Genomic DNA, 21,301 nt, shown 5'->3' with positions numbered 1-21,301 from the left:
TAGAATACGCTGTTTTGTATTTACGCTGTAATATCTTAGATAGTTTGTTTATCTCTTACACTCTATCCGGTGTTGCATTATGACTTTATCTTTCTCAGTCAACACAATCACTTCTGTTATATGGTCAAGCCTCACGGGCAATTAGTACTGGTTAGCTCAACGCCTTACAACGCTTCCACACCCAGCCTATCAACGTCGTAGTCTTCAACGGCCCTTCAGGGGGTTAAACCCCAGGGAAATCTAATCTTGAAGGAGGCTTCCCGCTTAGATGCTTTCAGCGGTTATCCCGTCCGAACGTAGCTACCGGGCAATGCGTCTGGCGACACAACCCGAACACCAGGGGTTCGTCCACTCCGGTCCTCTCGTACTAGGAGCAGCTCTTCTCAAATTTCCAACGCCCACGGCAGATAGGGACCGAACTGTCTCACGACGTTCTAAACCCAGCTCGCGTACCACTTTAAATGGCGAACAGCCATACCCTTGGGACCGGCTTCAGCCCCAGGATGTGATGAGCCGACATCGAGGTGCCAAACTCCCCCGTCGATATGAACTCTTGGGAGGAATCAGCCTGTTATCCCCGGAGTACCTTTTATCCGTTGAGCGATGGCCCTTCCATACAGAACCACCGGATCACTATGACCTACTTTCGTACCTGCTCGACATGTACGTCTCGCAGTCAAGCTGGCTTGTGCCATTACACTAACCTCATGATGTCCGACCATGATTAGCCAACCTTCGTGCTCCTCCGTTACTCTTTGGGAGGAGACCGCCCCAGTCAAACTACCCACCATGCACTGTCCCCAACCCCGATAAGGGGCCTAGGTTAGAACCTCAAACATACCAGGCTGGTATTTCAAGTGTGGCTCCACCGCAACTAGCGTCACGGTTTCAAAGCCTCCCAGCTATCCTACACAAGTAGGCTCAAAGTTCAGTGCAAAGCTATAGTAAAGGTTCACGGGGTCTTTCCGTCTAGCCGCGGGTATACGGCATCTTAACCGCAATTTCAATTTCACTGAGTCTTGGGTGGAGACAGCGTGGCCATCGTTACGCCATTCGTGCAGGTCGGAACTTACCCGACAAGGAATTTCGCTACCTTAGGACCGTTATAGTTACGGCCGCCGTTTACCGGGGCTTCGATCAAGAGCTTCGCACAAGTGCTAACCCCATCAATTAACCTTCCGGCACCGGGCAGGCGTCACACCGTATACGTCCACTTACGTGTTTGCACAGTGCTATGTTTTTAATAAACAGTCGCAGCCACCTGGTCACTTCGACCAGCCTCAGCTTAGGGAGCAAGTCCCATCACCAAAGCCGGCGTACCTTCTCCCGAAGTTACGGTACCATTTTGCCTAGTTCCTTCACCCAAGTTCTCTCAAGCGCCTTGGTATTCTCTACCTGATCACCTGTGTCGGTTTGGAGTACGGTCTTTATTGCCTGAAGCTTAGAAGATTTTCTTGGAAGCAGGGCATCAATCACTTCGGTTTGCAAAGCAAACCTTCGTCATCAGCTCTCAGCCTTAGGGGACCGGATTTGCCTAATCCCCCAGCCTACAACCTTAAACGTGGACAACCAACGCCACGCTGACCTAGCCTTCTCCGTCTCTCCATCGCAGCAATAAATGGTACGGGAATATTAGCCCGTTTTCCATCGACTACGCATTTCTGCCTCGCCTTAGGGGCCGACTAACCCTGTCCCGATTAACGTTGGACAGGAAACCTTGATCTTCCGGCGTGGGAGTTTTTCACTCCCATTATCGTTACTCATGTCAGCATTCGCACTTCTGATACGTCCACCGAGCCTCTCAGCTCGACTTCAACCGCTTACAGAACGCTCCCCTACCATGCACTAAGTGCATCCGCAGCTTCGGTTACCAGTTTTAGCCCCGATAAATCTTCCGCGCAGGCCGACTCGACTAGTGAGCTATTACGCTTTCTTTAAAGGATGGCTGCTTCTAAGCCAACCTCCTAGCTGTCTAAGCCTTCCCACATCGTTTCCCACTTAACTGGTATTTGGGACCTTAGCTGGCGGTCTGGGTTGTTGCCCTCTTGACAACGGACGTTAGCACCCGCTGTCTGTCTGCCGTAATTGTACTCCTCGGTATTCGGAGTTTGCATGGGGTTGGTAAGTCGGGATGACCCCCTAGCCCAAACAGTGCTCTACCCCCGAGGGTAAGATACGACGCGCTACCTAAATAGCTTTCGGGGAGAACCAGCTATCTCCCGGCTTGATTAGCCTTTCACTCCGATCCACAAGTCATCCCCTCATTTTTCAACATAAGTGGGTTCGGTCCTCCAGTTGATGTTACTCAACCTTCAACCTGCCCATGGATAGATCGCCGGGTTTCGGGTCTAATGCATGCGACTCGACGCCCTATTAAGACTCGATTTCTCTACGGCTCCCCTAATCGGTTAACCTAGCCACATACATTAAGTCGCTGACCCATTATACAAAAGGTACGCAGTCACTCCGAAGAGCTCCTACTGCTTGTACGCACACGGTTTCAGGTTCTATTTCACTCCCCTCACAGGGGTTCTTTTCGCCTTTCCCTCACGGTACTGGTTCACTATCGGTCAGTTAGGAGTATTTAGCCTTGGAGGATGGTCCCCCCATCTTCAGTCAAGATAACACGTGTCCCGACCTACTTAATATGTCAACGCTGTAGCTTCGTGTACGGGGCTATCACCCTGTATCGCTTAACTTTCCAGATAATTCCACTACTACAACATTGATCGGCTGTTCCCCTTTCGCTCGCCGCTACTCAGGGAATCTCGTTTGATTTCTTTTCCTCCGGGTACTTAGATGTTTCAGTTCCCCGGGTTCGCCTCTTACACCTATGGATTCAGTGCAAGATACCCCGAAGGGTGGGTCTCCCCATTCAGAAATGCTAGGATCAAAGTTTGCTTGCCAACTCCCCTAGCCTTATCGCAGGCTCCTACGTCTTTCATCGCCTCTAACTGCCTAGGCATCCGCCGTGTGCGCTTAGTCACTTGACCATATAACACAATTGACTGTGTTAACTGGATAACTCAAGAAACTGTTTCGACTTTAATCTTTAGATCACAGGTTATTCACAGCTTTGCCTAAGCAAATCCACAAATAACACACAAAATAAAGAGATAGTTCAGTTCTCGTCTTCATGTTCACTGATTACCGAAGTAATCAACAAACAACGAAGATAAGAATTAATGCAACGATATTTACACCGGATAGACATGCTTGAGATAAACTCATCGTTTTCATTATTCTTTCGAACAATAAAAACGCATTTCTATCGTTGTATATTACATTTTACAACTTCGCAATCCGTCTTGTTAAAGAGCTTAAAGCCGTTAAGACTTTAATCAATAATGTCTGATATAAAACCAGAAAACTAAATCCTACATACTAAGGATTTACCTTTCTGACCTCACCCTCGCTGGCGCTTGCCGTTTCGAGGTGGCGCATAATACGCCTTTTATTTTTAAATTCAACCCAATATTTTATTAATAATTGAATTTAAAAATTAGGACGAAGCAGAGACTAAAAACCCCCAAGCGGGCTTCCGTTTGAGGGCTTTAAAAGCTACTTAATCCACAATATAAGTTCAAGCAATGCGTGTGAGCACTTATGTAATTGAAGTTATCGTTTAAGGAGGTAAGGAGGTGATCCAGCCCCAGGTTCCCCTAGGGCTACCTTGTTACGACTTCACCCCAGTCATGAATCACACCGTGGAGACCGTCCTCTCGAAAGTTAGACTAGCCTCTTCTGGTGCAACCCACTCCCATGGTGTGACGGGCGGTGTGTACAAGGCCCGGGAACGTATTCACCGTAACATTCTGATTTACGATTACTAGCGATTCCGACTTCATGGAGTCGAGTTGCAGACTCCAATCCGGACTACGAACAGTTTTATGGGATTAGCGACACCTCGCGGCTTAGCGACCCTTTGTACTGCCCATTGTAGCACGTGTGTAGCCCTACTCGTAAGGGCCATGATGACTTGACGTCGTCCCCACCTTCCTCCGGTTTGTCACCGGCAGTCTCCTTAGAGTTCCCACCATTATGTGCTGGCAACTAAGGACAAGGGTTGCGCTCGTTACGGGACTTAACCCAACATCTCACGACACGAGCTGACGACAGCCATGCAGCACCTGTCACTGATTTCCCGAAGGCACTAAGGTATCTCTACCGAATTATCAGGATGTCAAGAGTAGGTAAGGTTCTTCGCGTTGCTTCGAATTAAACCACATGCTCCACCGCTTGTGCGGGCCCCCGTCAATTCATTTGAGTTTTAATCTTGCGACCGTACTCCCCAGGCGGTCTACTTAATGCGTTAGCTGCGCCACTAAAACCTCAAGGGTTCCAACGGCTAGTAGACATCGTTTACGGCGTGGACTACCAGGGTATCTAATCCTGTTTGCTACCCACGCTTTCGCACCTCAGTGTCAGTATCAGCCCAGAGTGTCGCCTTCGCCACTGATGTTCCTTCAGATCTCTACGCATTTCACCGCTACACCTGAAATTCCACACTCCTCTGCTGTACTCTAGCTGCCCAGTTCCAAATGCAGTTCCCAGGTTAAGCCCGGGGATTTCACATCTGGCTTGAACAGCCACCTACGCGCGCTTTACGCCCAGTAATTCCGATTAACGCTTGCACCCTCCGTATTACCGCGGCTGCTGGCACGGAGTTAGCCGGTGCTTATTCTGCAGTTAACGTCAATCTTGTTGAGTATTAATCAACAAGCCTTCCTCACTGCTTAAAGTGCTTTACAACCCTAGGGCCTTCTTCACACACGCGGCATGGCTGCATCAGGCTTTCGCCCATTGTGCAATATTCCCCACTGCTGCCTCCCGTAGGAGTCTGGGCCGTGTCTCAGTCCCAGTGTGGCTGATCATCCTCTCAAACCAGCTACGGATCGTCGCCTTGGTGGGCCATTACCCCACCAACTAGCTAATCCGACTTGGGCTCATCCAATAGCAAGAGGTCCGAAGATCCCCCCCTTTCCCCCGTAGGGCGTATGCGGTATTAGCAGTCGTTTCCAACTGTTGTCCCCCACTACTAGGTAGATTCCCAAGCATTACTCACCCGTCCGCCGCTCTAATCAGTCCGAAGACCTTTCGCGCTCGACTTGCATGTGTTAGGCCTGCCGCCAGCGTTCAATCTGAGCCATGATCAAACTCTTCAGTTTAAATATAGCAATCTCGTTTATTGCCTAAGCAATAGATGAGATCAAATCTTTTTGAACGCAAATAACTTTTAACATCAAAAAATAATTCTTAACGTTAATACTGCTGCATTACTGCTGCTGTGGTCACTTGCGTTAATTTTTTACTTACAATTACACAAGCGCCCACACGCTTTGCTTGATCTGTCTTGTTAAAAAGCGATAAGAGCGTTAAGCTTCTTATCCTTTACCCTTTCCGGCTGCGCCGTATCGGGGTTGCGCATTCTACGCTTTTCAGTGTTGCTTGCAAGCTTTTTTTCGATTTATTTTTCAGTGTTTTTTCGGCGACCTACCCAAAGATAAACAGCCAAACAAACAACCCGAATGAATAACGAATCATCTTGCCCTCAGCCTGACTGAGCGAGGCGCGCATTATACGCAGCGCCAAACGCTTTGCAAGCGAGTGATCAAATAACCTTAAAGATAAAAACACTTTAAAAACAACAACTTGACCTACTCAACGGACGCCCTAGAAACCCTTCTCGATGACGTTTACCCCGTGAGGAGGCGCGCATTATAGGCACTTAAATCATCCGCGCAAGCTCTTTTTTATTAATGCTTTAAAAAACTTTAAAGCCGGATATTTAAGCGCTCCCACCTCGGCAAGGGCGACGCAATTTAGCTGGCTTAGCTAGCATTACACTTTTTAGCATTAATCTAAGCACTTTTAATCTCGCCAACTGTACCTAGTCGCTGGATTTCGCTCGACAGGCTGTTTATGCTACGCGGCGCCTTGAGAAGTAACGATCTATTAAAGAACCTATTAATAGCTACGACTCTTTATAACTAAAAAGAAAGACAGCTGACTGTCGTTTCAATATAAGAAATCACTGGGGGATATTGTGTCGCAAAGTAATTCAAATGATCGCTTGGCCAAATTGAGTTGGCGTGAGCGTATTGGCTATGGCCTTGGAGATGCTGGTTTTAATTTTTATTGGGCCATTATTGGCTCATATTTGGTGTTTTTCTACACCGATATTTTTGGCATTTCCGCTGCCGCCGCCGCAACGATGGTCACTGTAACCCGCATCGTTGACGCAATCACAGATCCAGCAATGGGAGCCATAGCCGATAGGACAAATACGCGCTGGGGTAAATTTCGGCCATATTTGCTCTTTGCCGCTTTACCAATGATGGGGGCGGGTATTATGACCATGACAACCCCAGACCTAGACGATACCGGTAAACTAATATGGGCTTATGCTACCTACGGCATGTTAATGCTTGTCTACACCATATTAAATACACCATACAACTCACTCTCTGGCGTTTTAACGGCAAACACGCAAGAGCGTAATGCAATCAACAGTACGAGATTCTTTTTTGCTTACTTCAGCAGCATTATCGTGGGAGCCGCTACACCTGAAATCGCTGAGTATTTTGGAGATGGCGACACCAATAGCGCCTATGGCTGGCAAATGACAATGACCGTCTACGCGATTATTGCATCATGCTTATTTGCCATTACGTTCTTTAGCACCAAAGAGCGCGTATCCCCACCAAAGAATCAAGAAAAAACCAACCCTTTTAACGACTTCAAAGATTTAATGCTTTGCAAACCATGGCTAATTCTTTTCATTCTAGCCATGGTATTTATGACGACTATGACTTTGCGTGGAAGCTCCTCTGCCTACTACTTCAAGTATTTTGTAGAGCGAATCGACCTGCTAGGTACTTATATTGGCTTACAGTATTTCGGGTTAATGCTTGGCGCGATGTCCGCCGCTTATGTCACACGCTTTATAGATAAGCGAAAACTCCTTATGATCATGTTGATCATCGTTGGCGCACTCAGCATTGCATTTACGTTTATACCAAAACCCCATGCTTTAGGTGTGGTTGCCACGAAAGACACCCAAGAAACAACGCTAGATGCATCTGACCTCTTAGGCTCACAGCACAATGCAGGAGATAAATATGAGTGGCAAAGGCACGATAAGATATTTTGGATCATTAAAAAGAAAGTCACACTTCCAGAGCCCGGCGCGAACCTAGACATAACGGCGCTCAAAGGAGAGACCATTAGCGTAAAACGCATTAGCGCTGACGGCAATACTCTTGATAGCTCATCCATCCCTGTAGAAATTGTCATTATGTTTATAATGAACTTCTTGATCAGCGTAGCTTTAGGCTTTAAGCCACCCATTACTTGGGCCATGTATGCCGATGTGGCAGATTATAACGAGTGGAAAACAGGCAGAAGAGCCACAGGGATGACCTTCTCCGCTACGACATTTTCCCAAAAAATGGGCAGCACTATTGGCTCTGCAGTGTTGCTTTCAGCTCTCGCGGCAATGGGTTATGAGGCAAACCAAATTCAAGATGGCGCATCGCTTATGGGAATCGTATATATGCAGACATTCATCCCCGGTATTCTTGCAATAGCGACCGCACTAACATTACTTTTTTATAAGCTGGACTCAAAACAACTCGAAGACATTCAGAAAGAGTTGCAAGAGCGCAACGCGTAAATACGCATTAGCGCGCTAACACCAAACGCCGCTAGTATTTTGCTAGCGGCGTTTTTACGTATTAATGTATACAAATTCGTTGTACAAAAACAGATTCACGCACAGCTAGGACCCCGCTATGACCACCACCCCATTCTTGCATGCCGCCGAAGACGGCCAGCGCTACAATCTTACTAGCCCAACAGCTATGCCGCGCGCCGCAGCGTTCTTGTGGAACCAACAAATGATGATTCAGGTGAATTGCCGCGGCTTTGCTATTGCCCAGCATATGCAGCCTGAGCCGGGCAAGTATGCCTACGCCCCCAACCTAGAAGCCAAGACTTTTATGCAGCCGGAGCAACCTTATTTTGCTCATCACCCGGGGCGCTTTGTATACATTAAAGACGAAGAAACTGGCGAGATATTCTCGGCGCCTTATGAACCTGTACGTAAGAAAACAGAAAGCTTTACCTTTTCTGCAGGGCAAAGTGACATTACATGGTTTGTGAAAGATGCCGGCGTAGAGGTGACCCTAACCGTAAGCTTACCCACAAAAGATGTTGTAGAGCTGTGGTCCCTTAAGGTTAAAAACGTGAGTGGTAAAGCGCGCAAATTGAGCATTTACCCGTTTTTTACTATTGGCTACATGAGCTGGATGAACCAAAGCGCGCAGTACCGCCAAGACCTAGGCGGCATTGTGGCAAGCTGCATAACGCCGTATCAAAAGGTAAAAGATTACCCGATGATCAAAACGCTAAAAGATAAAACCTTCTTTTTGCACAATACCCAACCTACCTCCTGGGAAGTAGCCCGCGAAGCCTTTGAGGGCGAAGGCGGCCTGCACAACCCCGACGGCCTACAAGGCGAGCAATTAGCCAACGGCGATGCCATTTACGAAACACCGGCTGCCGTATTGCAATACCGTGAAGCCCTAGAAAACGGCGCCGAAAAACAATACCGCTTTTTGTTCGGCCCCGCCCATAGCGATGCCGATATTGAGCAGCTACGCGACAAGTACTTTGCCGATGGCGCCTTTGAGCAATCTGCCGAAGATTACGCAGCCTACCTTGCCAAAGGCAATGGCGTGCTTAAAATCAAAACGCCAGACGAAGGCCTTGATAACTTTGTGAATAACTGGCTGGGGCGCCAGGTTTACTATCACGGTGATGTAAACCGCTTAACCACCGACCCGCAAACGCGCAACTACATTCAAGACAACATGGGCATGACCTACATCATGCCTAGCGTTACCCGCGCTGCTTTTTTACATGCATTAAGTCAGCAAGAAGAAACAGGCTCTATGCCCGATGGCATTTTGATTCACGAGGACGCAGAGCTTAAATACATCAACCAAATACCCCATACCGACCACTGCGTATGGGTGCCTGTGTGCTTGCAAGCTTACTTAGATGAAACCGGCGATTACAACATTTTAAACGAGCCAGTCAAAAGCGCCGAAGGCGATTACGTTGCCACCGTATTTGAGCGCACCACTAACGCTATGCGCTGGCTACTGAAAGACCGCGACGAACGCGGCTTGAACTACATTGCCCAAGGTGACTGGTGCGACCCCATGAACATGGTGGGATATAAAGGCAAAGGCGTTTCTGGCTGGCTATCAGTAGCAACCGCTTACGCACTTAAGCTTTGGGCCAAAGTCGCCGTACAACACAACCAACAAGCCGTCGCAGATGAGCTTTTAAGCGGCGCAGCCGATATTGCCAAAGCCGTGCAAACCCACTTATGGGACGGCGATTGGTTTGGCAGGGGCATTACCGATGACGGCGTAGTTTTTGGCATTAGCAAAGATGTCGAAGGCCGCATTTTCCTAAACCCACAAAGCTGGGCCATGCTGGCCGATATTGTTACACCAGAGCAACAAGCCAAAATGGTTACTGCCATTGAAGAGCAATTAGAAACGCCTTATGGCGTAGCCATGTGCGCGCCCGCCTTCACCAAAATGCGTGAAGACGTTGGCCGCGTAACACAGAAGTGGCCAGGCTCTGCCGAAAACGGCTCGGTATACAACCACGCCGCCGTGTTTTACATCTACAGCTTATACGTTGCCGAAGGCGGTAAAAATGCCGAACTGGGCGAACGTGCATTTAAGCTATTGCGCCAAATGATCCCAGGCCCCGATACCGAAGATTATTTGCAGCGCGGACAAATGCCTGTTTACATCCCCAATTATTACCGCGGCGCTTACTACCAATTCCCTCGTACTGCCGGCCGCTCAAGCCAGCTATTCAATACCGGCACCGTAAGCTGGGTGTACCGATCATTAGTCGACGGTTTATTTGGTGTTAAAGGCTGCGCGAAGGGCCTAGAAATTGCTCCCCAATTGCCTAAGGCGTGGAACGAGGCAAGCGTTACCCGCCTCTTCCGTGGTGCCACCTTCAATATTAACTATGTACGCGGTACCGCCTTCAATATCACTGTTGAAGGCGCCACCGTAGAGGCCAATGTGATTAGTGGCTTCGAAAGCGGTAAAACCTACAGCGTTACAGTCACTATTGCATAACTCGACTGGGCACCAGCAAGACATTTGCTAGTGCCCGTCTTTGACACCGCCGCATTAAGTGTAGAACCCCAACAAGTAGACCCCCAAATGACACAACCTTATTTAATTATTAGCATGGGCGTTAGCGGTAGCGGTAAATCGACCGTGGCCCAGATGCTTTCCGACAAATTCAAGCTGCCCTTTTTAGAGGCCGATGACTTTCACAGCGCCGAGAACAAAGCCCATATGGCAGAAGGCAAAGCACTGACCGACGAGATGCGCGAGCCGTGGATTGCCAGTATTTGTGAAAAAATTAAAAGCGACGGCAAAAGTTGCGTGCTGGCGTATAGCGGCCTAAGGCGCAGCCATCGCCAGAAGTTTCGCGAGCTGGGCTTTCGAACGCTGTTTTTATATTTGAACGGCAGCAAAGAGCTTATCGCCCAGCGCATGAGCGAGCGCGCCGGTCACTTTATGCCTGTTAGCCTGCTCGATAGCCAATTTGCCAGCATGGATGCACCACAAGACGAGCCTGACATGGTACTCGTCAGCATTGATGCCACCGTGCCCGAAATTGTCGACTCAGCTACGAAAATAACTAGCGACTTTATTGCAAAGCATTAAAAAGTGAGCAGTATCGTGGACAGGACAGCGCTCTATCCATACACTTCCTCCCCGAAATAGCGATGAAACTGCGCTGTTATACAATTTAGGAGCTGTACGCTTCAGGACACAGTATTTAGGGCCTTGATATGAGTTATTACAAACACCTTTTTTCTGGTATTGCTTTAAGCAGCTTATTCGCAGTACCCACCTATGCTGGCGTAAAACCAGAAACCGCAACAACCTATCAAGCCCCCTACGCCAAAAGCGCACCCGATATAGACGGCATTCCGCAAGACGCAGCCTGGAGCAAAGCCTCATGGCGGGATATAGATAAGCTCACTGCTGGCAGCGCGCCTAGCAGCAACGAAGACTTCAGCGGTCGCTATAAAGTCGTATGGACAAAACAGCACCTGTATATTCTGGCCGAAATTAGCGACGATATATTAATCGACAGCCACCCAAATCCACTAGAGCACTACTGGGATGACGACGCGCTAGAAATTTTTATCGATGAAGACAACAGTGGCGGCAAGCACTTATTTACTTATAACGCCTTTGCCTACCACGTATCACTCGACAACCAAGCGGTAGATATGGGCCCGTTCTTAACCGACGCCGACGAAAAAGCCAGCAAAGCTAACGTGCGCCTTTACCCTCACCACATTAAGTCACAATGGATGCGCAGCGCAGAGACACCCAGCAAGATCTACTGGGAAGTGCAACTAGCCGCCTACCCAGATAACTACAAAGACGAGTACTCACCAAAAGAAAAAGCCGTAAAACCGGCTAAGCTACATGAAGGTAAAAAACTAGGCTTTATGATGGCCTACTGTGACAGCGACAGCCCCAACGGACGTGACCACTTCATAGGTGATATAGATATCAAACCTGTTAATGGTGACAAGAACCGTGGGTATATTGATGCTAGTGTGTTTGGGGTTTTGGAGCTAAGCAAGTAAGCGTAATTTTTACAAAAAATAACACTTTTTCACTTTCCTAGTGCATATTTTGAAGTAAGTATGCACCGCCAATCTTTAAGGGGGCACTATGGACCAGCCTAAAATTTGCATCATCGTGCCTGCGTACAACGAAGAGGCAAGTATAGAAAAAGTAATCAAGTCTCTTAACGCACATGATGACACCTTGATAATTGCCGTCATTAATGATGCATCTAAAGACAAAACGAAAGAAGTTGCTGAAGCTACCGGCCTTGCGAATGTAATAACCCTTCCTTGCAACCTTGGGATTGGCGGCGGGGTTCAAACCGGATTCTTATTTGCCAAAAGGCTTAATTGCGATATAGCTATTCAATTTGATGGTGACGGACAGCATGTAGCTGAAGAAATACCCAAACTTACAGCCCCTATATTAAAGAACGAAGCAGATGTAGTCATCGGCTCTCGCTTTGTTGGCAATAACGAAACCACCTTTAAATCGACAGCAATGCGTCGCATAGGCATTCGATTTTTCCAGTGGCTTAACTCGATTTTAATTAAGCAAAAAATAACTGACAACACCTCAGGCTTCAGAGCCTACAACAAACAAGCCCTCGATCTTCTCTCAGAACAATACCCTGTAGATTATCCAGAGCCGGAAGCCGTTATATTACTGGGTCGAAATGGGTTCAAAATAAAAGAAGTTTTTACACGAATGGAGGAACGGGATGGAGGGGAATCAAGCATTGGAGGCCTTAAATCCGCGTACTACATGGTTAAGGTCACACTTTCAATACTCATTACAGCTATACGCCCCACTATAAAGAGGTAACGCTATGTTCGATATAAGCGATAACATCTCAGAACAACGCATACAATTATTTTCAGTTTTAGGAAGTTTAGGATTACTATTCTTTATTCTTACCCTGATTAAAAAAAGACGACTAAAGGAAGAGTATGCGTTACTTTGGATTGGAGCCTCAATTTTATTTACCGCACTATCCATTTTTCGGCCAGCTCTTGAATACCTAGCTGCATTCCTTGGCATTCACTACGCACCGACAGCTCTCCTGTTGATGCTCATAATGGCAATCACCATAATTCTCATTCACTACTCTACTGTCATTTCAAAGCTATCAGAACAAAGCAAGCGATTAACCCAGGAACTGGCACTACTTCGCCACGATCTAGATTTAAAAAGAGATTCAACGAATGACCATGAAAAGTAAGCTGCTTCTTATAATAATCGTCGTAATCATAGCTTTACTTACAAAATTTTTATACAGCACAACCTATACTGACTTTACCCTCAAGGGGCCATCAGGCACACAACAAATTAGCATCCCTCACTCCGGGAAATTTGGTTCTCCACAAAACAATGAGTTCACCGTAGAGGGATATATTAGTGTCGGAGTATTGAGCTCAAATATTTTCCGCATAATCCCTGATGATAAAGTTATATCAATAACAATAAATAAACTTCCTGTCGACCTAAGTCATATACCTGCAAGTGAGCTTTCAAGCTGGAATAAAGGCTTTAAGATTGACCTTAGGCCGTACTTCACGCAAGAAAAGAATCATATCCGCATAGAACTTATGGATACCGGCGGGCAATATTCTATTTTAATTAACAACTCAGTAACTGGGATTGCGCAGGTACCATATTGGTTAATATTAAGTTTATGTATGACTATTGGAATATACACTATCGCAAAGGCTTGCCGGCTTCGAAAAGAGCTATGCATCGCTGTTACAACAGGAGTATTACTTCGCTGGTTTTACGTTCTAATCACCGGGTTTGACACGAGAGGGCATGACACTTGGGAACATATTGAGTACATAATGCACTTCACAAAAGAGTGGGCCCTACCAGACTTATCTGCAGCAGTAGACGGAGCATACTTTCACCCGCCACTTTATTACTGGCTAAACTCGATAATTTTTGAAATTTCTCAATGGTTTTCCCCTAATGACAAAGCATATGGCTATAAATGGCTGCAATACGCTTCCTTTACGTATTCAATTGGCTTTCTCCTATTTACTGGAAAGTTGATCGAGCTATTCTTTCAAGAAATCAACACAAAGAACCCTCACTTCCGCTCGAGGAATCAAAGTCAAAGATTTTTCGATATCACATCACCTAGGCTACATAGTTTTTTCGCGATGCTTTGTATAAGCGTGTGGCCAGGAGCTATTTTACATAGCTCCCGCATTGGAAATGATCCCCAGCTATACTTTCTATTCATTGCATCCAGCTACTATATATATAAGTTTTACTTAACACCGAAATTCCACTTCTTTCTTCTTGGAGTCGTATTTACAGCATTGGCAGTAACCACTAAGGCGAATGCTGCCGTACTCGGTTTAGCTGGTGCAGGAGTTGTCCTCTATCACTGGTGGAACGCAGGGTTTACATTCCCCAAAAAAGCGATTGCCGTGGGCATATTGCCTAGCATCCTCCTCCTTGGAGCCGCAGGCCTTACTTTTTACCCCGGCATAGCCCTAAAGCTAAAGGGCGACAGAACCCACCTCTATATAGACAACATTAATAACGTCTCTAAAGGCCTCCAAGTAGGTAACGAGGCCAAAAACTATCTATGGGTTGATATAAATACCTTTATTAACGAACCGTTCACATCCCCCTGGGATGACAAACTTGGCCGCCAATATTTCGCCAACTATCTAGGCAAGACAAGTTTATTTGGAGAATGGCGCTTTGACGGCGGGCTAGCGCGTAACTGCGCCATGATAATGAGCTTTATATTTCTGGCAATGATGGTTATATCGGTGTATAGCGTGTATTCAATTAACGTTAACCACTTAGGCGCTATTCTTCCGATTGTTGCCCTGCACCTATTGCTTGTAGCGCCTATTTACTACATGAGGATGACCTTTCCCGTCAATATCGACTTCCGCTACATAATCCCCTCCCTTGCCAGCCTGATGATTATTTTCAATTATGGCCTCTGGAAGGCTTCAATTAATGGTCATACACGCTTTGCCAAGCTGGGCTTAACACTCCAATCGATTTTTGTATTTAGCTCTGTTGGCTTCATATCACATTTTGCATTAAGTTAGTGATCTTATGTTAAAGGAACTAAGTAGGTATCAGCTCTTCGCTTTTATTCTTATAGCGGCAACCACTATTGCAACCCGCTTTATCTGGCTAGGCGATCTTCCCGGTGGGCTAAATCAAGATGAAGCCTCTATGGGCTATGATGCCTACGCTCTATTGGAATACGGAATTGATAGAAACGGGGTTCATAACCCCGTACACATGATTGCATGGGGGAGCGGGCAAAATGCTCTGCTCGCTTACCTATCCATGCCGTTTATTAAAGTCTTCGGCCTTAGCGTCTTCAGTATTCGAGTTGCTCCTGCTCTGCTGGGCTGCATTGCAGTGTGGGTTATGTACTTGCTAGGCAGGCGCTTAGAGGGTATTAATTTTGGCCTTCTTGCTGCAGCAATTACAGCGATTTCGCCATGGCACATCATGGTGAGCCGATGGGCGTTAGAATCAAACATCCTGCCTGTGTTCATGCTTATATCCGTATACTTTCTTGTCAAGGCCAGCGAGCATAAGCGTCTTTTACCTTTGTCCTTCTTGTTCTTTGGCATATCGCTCTATGCCTATGCTCCCTCGTATTTGGTTATCCCTCTTTTTCTTTTTTTCGCTGGAATTTACTGCATTGGGTTTCGCGTATTTAGTTTTAAAAACATTTCAATTAGCACCCTAGTCTTAGTAGTTACTGCTCTACCGATTTTTACCTTTGTCGTTATTAACACCTATAAGCTCCCCGCATTCGAAAGCGGTATATTATCGATTCCAAGATACACAGGTAGCCCAAGATACACACATATGTCATCCATATATGGTGGCAGTTTTATCCAAGACACTCTGCAGCACCTAGGCCACAGCATCAAAATTCTGTTTATAGACTTCAACGACTATGAAACCCAAAATAGCGCCCCCAATGTTGGCTACCTACCTAAATACAGTCTGCCACTTATCATCGGGGGCGCTCTACTTATTATTTTTCGCGTAGCTAAGTCCAAAACATTTACCCCTTTCGCACTTGTACTCTTTTGGTTTTTAGCGTCGTTCTTAGTATCGGGAACATCCTCACCAGCGATTCACCGAATGAATACCATTGTATTCCCGATCATCCTATTTTTTGCTTACGGCCTTTACCAGCTTTTCAAATACAACCGAACAATTGCTATTACCTTTTGCCTAATTTTCTCAATCACCACATATCACTTTTATAAAGTCTATTCAGGAGAATACGCAAAACAAGTTAGCGCCTTTTTTTTCGAAGGATACGGACAGGCTGTAGAGGACGCCTATCAACATTTGATCGATGACGAGGTACTTTACGCATCAGATGCACTCAATCAGCCCTATATCGCCACATTATTTCACCTTAAATATAACCCGCATGAATACATTAGCACGGTGGAGTTTAAGAATCCTGACGGCGCATTTCAGGCTGTATTAAAATATGGCAGCATAGTTTTCGGCGTAAGAACACCCGAAGCAAAGCGAGCCAATATTGTTGTGATACGGAAGGGCGATGATGCTCGCCATTATAATTTAAAAAAGTACCTTCAGAGAGAATACAACGATTACCTCGTACTATATTCAAAAGAGGTATTCCATGAAGATTCAAACGGGAATATCGAGCGAGCCGATAGTTTTTTTAAAATCGCCCCACCTCAAAAACAAGGGAAAAATTATATTTTCGACGCTCATATCTCCCCAAATGCAAGAACCTCTCTAACTGCTCGCTCCCTATATGGAAATCAGCAAAAAACGCTAAAATTCTTTTGGGAGGCGGTCAGCCAAAAAATCACTATCGACAGTAAGCAGTTATATCTTGGTAGCAATATTGTAACCTTTACAGCCGACTCACCTGATGGGCGAAAGGTTTTGAGGGAGTTCATCCTGACTCAATACAACGACAGCATTGTTAACCCGCTCACCTTTTTGATCAGCTCTACTCAAGATGTACGCCAAAACCAAGTTAATAAGGCATTTACTGGCGACCACCTATCGAGCGGTAATGTATTCTTCAGCGATGGATTTGGCACCCACGCATCCAGTAATCATATTATTGACTTACCTGAAAACTCGAAAATAATGAATATTTCATACGGAATATCTGATTTTTCTGGTGGCTGTGGCGATGGACTAACCATTTCGATAGCAGGGGATGGAAAAGAGTTACACCAGCGCAAACTCTCTCACAACCAATACCGATCAATCACTTTAGATGTCTCTGGCATGTCAAAACTGATTCTGCGATCCAACTATGGGGAGAACCGCCACTGCGATCACCTCAACTGGTTATCTGCAGACCTCATTTTAGACTCAGGAGAATAGGCTATATACGCTGCTCCTGACGAAGCCTACTCACAATTCAAAACACATTGCATCTCACCGGCAAAATTAGATTTACCGTATTACAAAATATTACATTTTACGGTAAATGTGCATGATAACCTCCTCCCCACAGCACAGCGAAGGCATCGGACAATGCCTTTTTATTTTTTTGCACCTTTTGCACAGAAGCACAACAACAGTATTTACATATGCGCCATTTTCCACAACTCGTCATTCTTATCTCATTACTATTCGGTTGCACCGAAAAAAATAGCGATAATGAAGCCCTCGCAAGAGAAGTACTTCCACTCTATAAAGCAGACTTTGACTCTATCTCTACGCTGGCACGCCCAGAAAAACTTATACACGAGCTAACAGCAAGCGGAATTATTCGCAAAAATTTGACCATTGACACCTCATTACTACATGAAATATCCAGATCAGAGCCTGTCATCCAGCATAAAGGGCATGAGTATTCCACATCAGAAATGAAGCTTTATAGCTTAGCAGCCGCCCTCAAACTTCAAGCAGATACTAACCGAGAATATGAGGTCGTCTTTGCGGCTAATTCAGACCTATCAGGAGGCGACTTGAAAGAAGTGCGAACCTCCGGAGGAATCGATGAATGTAAAAAAGTATGCATGCAGGAGCCTAAGTGTCACGGCTTTACCTTCGCGACCAAAAGGCATAAAAATACTGCGATACATGGAAAATGCTGGCTAAAATCTCGTGGCTACACGTTTGAGGAGTCTGAGCTATATGACTCAGGGCTAAAGGGTAGCAAATCACCACCTTAGACTGAAAGACTTAAGTTCAAAAATAGGGAGAGTAGAAAATCAATCCGCTAATCCGCTACCGTCAAGACATAGATGGCATCAGAGCACTTGCCGTTGTACTTGTTATTTTTTCACACGCTGATATTTCATTTTTCACTGGTGGCTATATTGGGGTTGACATTTTTTTTGTTATTTCCGGCTTCCTCATTACTGGCTTACTACTAAATGAATACAATCAAAACGGAAAAGTTAATCTGATTTGTTTTTATTCTAAGCGCGCCAAAAGATTAATACCCGCACTTGCCACAATGCTAATCGGTGCATCCATTTCTGCTTATTTTATTTTACCCACGGTTGATCAAGTGGGCCAAGCCGAGTCTGCGTTTAGCTCATTACTCTGGATAAGCAATTTCTATTTCTCGCTCTTAAATATCGATTATTTCGGAATAAGAGCCGAAAACAACATTTTCTTACACACCTGGTCTTTATCAGTTGAAGAGCAATTTTACTTAGTCTGGCCAATATTGATTATTGTATTTAGCACGATCACAAAGAAAAAATCATATCCGGTAAAAATTTTAAAGGTTATGTTGGTAGCAATCATAGCCTTAAGCTTAATAGTTAATGTATTTAGCACATACACAAACCACACTAAAGTCGCATTTTATATGATGCCACTCCGCGCATGGCAGTTTGCCTTAGGTGCATTGGTATTTATCGCCATAACGCAATGTTCGACTGCCTCCTTGGCTTGCCGCAATACCGCTTCACTGGGAGGCATCAGTCTAATTTTGATAAGTGTAATTACATTAAAAAATAGCAGCCTTTACCCAGGAATATATGCGCTTTCCCCAACTGCCGGCGCAGCATTATTGATTTGGTCTGGTCACGCAGGCAGCGGGGAGCGCACGACACTATCACGGCTCCTCTCCCACCCTATCTGTAGGTATTTCGGAAATATTTCTTATTCTTGGTACCTTTGGCATTGGCCCGTTTTTGTATTGGGAGCTCATATTTACCCAGAAGAAAGCGCAACAACTATAGCCATGATTTTTTTATCACTGGCACTAGCAATAGCCACATATCATATAATAGAAAAACCGGCGCGCTATAGCACTTACTTCTTCCCAACTAGCACAAGTACATTGATAAGATCAGGGGCTCTAACTGCGGTTCTTCTTTGCACGGCTTATATATGGACCACTCATTTAGAATATACGCTAGACAATAATAAGCATAGTAAATACGAACAAGCGCGCAACGACCAGCCACGCATTTATGACATGAATTGTGATGACTATCACCGTAGTTCTCACGTTGTGCTCTGTGAATTTGGAAATCCCAACGCAAAAAAGACAGCTGTAATCATGGGGGATAGCATCGGCTTACAGTGGTTCTCAGCCTACGAGAAAATCTTTAACAATAAGGATTGGCGGCTACTTGTGCTCACTAAATCGAGCTGCCCAATCAACGGGGAGTCTATTTACGACGACGTCATAAAACGAGAGTATACTGAATGTATGGAATGGAAGTCTTCAGCCTTTAGCATGATACAAATAATAAAGCCCGACATTATGATTTTCGGCTCCGCTTATTACTATAATTACACCTTAGAACAATGGGAATACGGCACCGAAAAAGTCCTACAAAAAATTAGCCCATTTGTTGGTGAAGTTTATCTAATCAGAGGTACTCCGGTATTAAATTTTAATGCTCCGACATGTTTATCAAAATATTCTAACGATCAAGATAAGCACGAAAATTGTCAATCACGGATTGAGCCGGAAAAAGAAGACCCCGTTTGGAAGGCTCAACAGAAAGCCCTCCAAAAATATGACAATGCAATGCCATTAGACCTTAACAGGTATGTATGCCCTGAGGGGGTATGCTTGGCTGAAGACGACTACATTATTCACTACCGAGATCACAAGCACATATCTTCAACATATGCCCATGCACTTGCAGAGGAGATGAGAGTTGAAATGAGAAGAGCTAAGCAAGCCAATACCTCAAAGTGACCCTGGGGTGCCGACAAATTGGAAGCACTTAGCCTCGATAACTTTTCACTCAAGGATGGCCGATTAGAGCCTACACCCACAAGCACGAACACAGGCGTACCGGACACTAACTAACGGGGCTAAGCACAGAGACTTTTGGTCTCAAAGAATTCGACTAGCCACATAATAGTCCGGCGGGGTGGTAAATCTATAATAATTTCACCTTACCATTTACAATCCCCAGCAGGTTGAACCGACCAATCCTCTCAAGCCCTCACGAGGGTACAGGCCGGAAGTTTAATCAAAAAGGGTACCATACCGCCAGCATCCCATCCCCAAAAACTATAGTCCATACAAAAAATTACAGTCTCGAGCATTGGCCGAGTATATAATTTTAAAATTATATACTCAAGAAAACAACATACGAAGAAGGTGTTACATGCGAAACATAATGTTACTTTTGATACTAGCATCACTAGCAGGCTGCAAAGGCACATCGAACTCGAGCATTAGCACCTCAGAAACTATTGGCGCCGAGACGGGAGAAGCCGCCAAGAATTTAAAAACTTTAACGCTAGCAAGGCAAAAGTGGGAGCAAGTAGGCCCCAGCAATTACCGAATAAATATAAGCTTTAGCGGCGGCGAGCACGGCATTAGTAACGGGCAGCGGATACACGAAATAATCTCTATTGTCGAGTCTGGTGATGTAACGAACGCGCTTCAATCCCCATCGGAACATTCGAGTATATTTGGCCCATATTCATACATAGACCTAGCAAAAAACACCACATACACTATCGATGACACATTTGATATTATCTCTTCGAAGATTAAAAATACACTACTCATCGGAGAAGTCAGCTATAACTCAGAGTACGGATACCCCGAAAGCTTTGAATATTTTGAGGAAAGTGGCGACGAAGCACTACAATTCACTCTAAATGATTTTTACAACCCCGATCAGCACACTGCAACATTAGAAAATCTAAAATCGAAACCCCTAGGAACATCACAAGAATACTATCTAAATTATTCAATATCATGGGGATTTTCGTCGGTATCCGTGAATGAAGTATTTAGTCACGTTGTATCAGATCAAAGCATAGAAAAATACTTTATTACCCAAAACGAGTCACTAGGTTACACACTAGACAAACACCCCAGCACTATGGCAGAAATATATGACTTTGCTATTTCTATCGCCAGCGATTTAAATCAAAAATCTAGATACGCGATCGGCAACGATGGGCACTTGGAATCGATTCACACAGAAGGCCCTTACGCGAGAACAGATAGCGCCTCACACTTAACAATACTTTCAATAAAAGGAGTCGAGTAAAACCAGAAAAGAGCATCGTATTATTAAAGGCACTATCTAGACGCAGCAAAAAAACACTCTACTGGAAAGTCACTACATTCAGTAACCGACCTTCCCCGCAATGAAAGACTAACG

Annotated in this window: 11 protein-coding genes and 2 rRNA genes; 11 read left to right on the top strand and 2 right to left on the bottom strand. The window is 45.4% G+C overall.

What is annotated here, in order from left to right:
* Positions 1-120: 120 nt before the first annotated feature.
* Together MARGE09_RS06585 and MARGE09_RS06580 are read right to left on the bottom strand one after the other, a co-directional pair.
* Positions 121-2,993: ribosomal RNA gene (locus MARGE09_RS06585) — 23S ribosomal RNA — on the bottom strand.
* A 641-nt stretch (positions 2,994-3,634) separates the two neighbouring features.
* Positions 3,635-5,168: ribosomal RNA gene (locus MARGE09_RS06580) — 16S ribosomal RNA — on the bottom strand.
* The 16S and 23S rRNA genes sit together here, the layout of an rRNA operon.
* Positions 5,169-6,046: 878 nt before the next feature.
* Between MARGE09_RS06580 and MARGE09_RS06575 the strand changes: the two genes are divergently transcribed.
* The 11 genes from MARGE09_RS06575 (at position 6,047) to MARGE09_RS06525 (ending at position 21,187) form a co-directional block, all read left to right on the top strand.
* On the top strand, positions 6,047-7,675 hold the full coding sequence (locus tag MARGE09_RS06575) for an MFS transporter (protein WP_236986550.1): 1,629 nt from the start codon (positions 6,047-6,049) through the stop codon (positions 7,673-7,675).
* Between the two features lie 118 nt (positions 7,676-7,793).
* Positions 7,794-10,175, top strand: coding sequence for a GH36-type glycosyl hydrolase domain-containing protein (locus MARGE09_RS06570; protein ID WP_236986549.1), 2,382 nt, complete (start codon positions 7,794-7,796; stop codon positions 10,173-10,175).
* Between the two features lie 87 nt (positions 10,176-10,262).
* Positions 10,263-10,775: a gluconokinase gene (locus tag MARGE09_RS06565; protein ID WP_236986548.1), complete on the top strand. Its 513-nt coding sequence runs from the start codon at positions 10,263-10,265 to the stop codon at positions 10,773-10,775.
* A 128-nt stretch (positions 10,776-10,903) separates the two neighbouring features.
* On the top strand, positions 10,904-11,716 hold the full coding sequence (locus tag MARGE09_RS06560) for a CBM9 family sugar-binding protein (RefSeq protein ID WP_236986547.1): 813 nt from the start codon (positions 10,904-10,906) through the stop codon (positions 11,714-11,716).
* An 88-nt stretch (positions 11,717-11,804) separates the two neighbouring features.
* Entirely contained in the window at positions 11,805-12,524 is a 720-nt protein-coding gene (locus tag MARGE09_RS06555; RefSeq protein ID WP_236986546.1) for a glycosyltransferase family 2 protein, read from the top strand.
* Between the two features lie 4 nt (positions 12,525-12,528).
* The gene (locus tag MARGE09_RS06550) at positions 12,529-12,921 is read left to right on the top strand and encodes a DUF2304 domain-containing protein (protein ID WP_236986545.1); all 393 of its coding nucleotides are present in this window, start codon (positions 12,529-12,531) and stop codon (positions 12,919-12,921) included.
* Positions 12,905-14,770 carry an ArnT family glycosyltransferase gene (locus MARGE09_RS06545; RefSeq protein WP_236986544.1) on the top strand — a complete coding sequence of 622 codons (1,866 nt, stop codon included), beginning with the start codon at positions 12,905-12,907 and terminating at the stop codon, positions 14,768-14,770. Before MARGE09_RS06550 ends, MARGE09_RS06545 begins: the two co-directional genes overlap by 17 nt.
* A gap of 7 nt (positions 14,771-14,777) precedes the next feature.
* Positions 14,778-17,075: an NPCBM/NEW2 domain-containing protein gene (locus MARGE09_RS06540; protein ID WP_236986543.1), complete on the top strand. Its 2,298-nt coding sequence runs from the start codon at positions 14,778-14,780 to the stop codon at positions 17,073-17,075.
* Between the two features lie 209 nt (positions 17,076-17,284).
* Positions 17,285-17,872 carry a PAN domain-containing protein gene (locus tag MARGE09_RS06535; protein ID WP_236986542.1) on the top strand — a complete coding sequence of 196 codons (588 nt, stop codon included), beginning with the start codon at positions 17,285-17,287 and terminating at the stop codon, positions 17,870-17,872.
* 38 nt (positions 17,873-17,910) lie between these two features.
* A complete protein-coding gene (locus tag MARGE09_RS06530; RefSeq protein ID WP_338040758.1) occupies positions 17,911-19,869 on the top strand; it encodes an acyltransferase family protein in 1,959 nt (652 codons plus the stop codon).
* 418 nt (positions 19,870-20,287) lie between these two features.
* Positions 20,288-21,187, top strand: coding sequence for a DUF6174 domain-containing protein (locus MARGE09_RS06525; RefSeq protein ID WP_236986541.1), 900 nt, complete (start codon positions 20,288-20,290; stop codon positions 21,185-21,187).
* Positions 21,188-21,301: the final 114 nt, after the last annotated feature.

It is taken from the genome of Marinagarivorans cellulosilyticus (assembly GCF_021655555.1).
In the GTDB taxonomy this organism is placed as follows: domain Bacteria; phylum Pseudomonadota; class Gammaproteobacteria; order Pseudomonadales; family Cellvibrionaceae; genus Marinagarivorans; species Marinagarivorans cellulosilyticus.
Note: the sequence above shows the minus strand (reverse complement) of the source record. Positions and strands in the feature narration are given on the sequence as shown.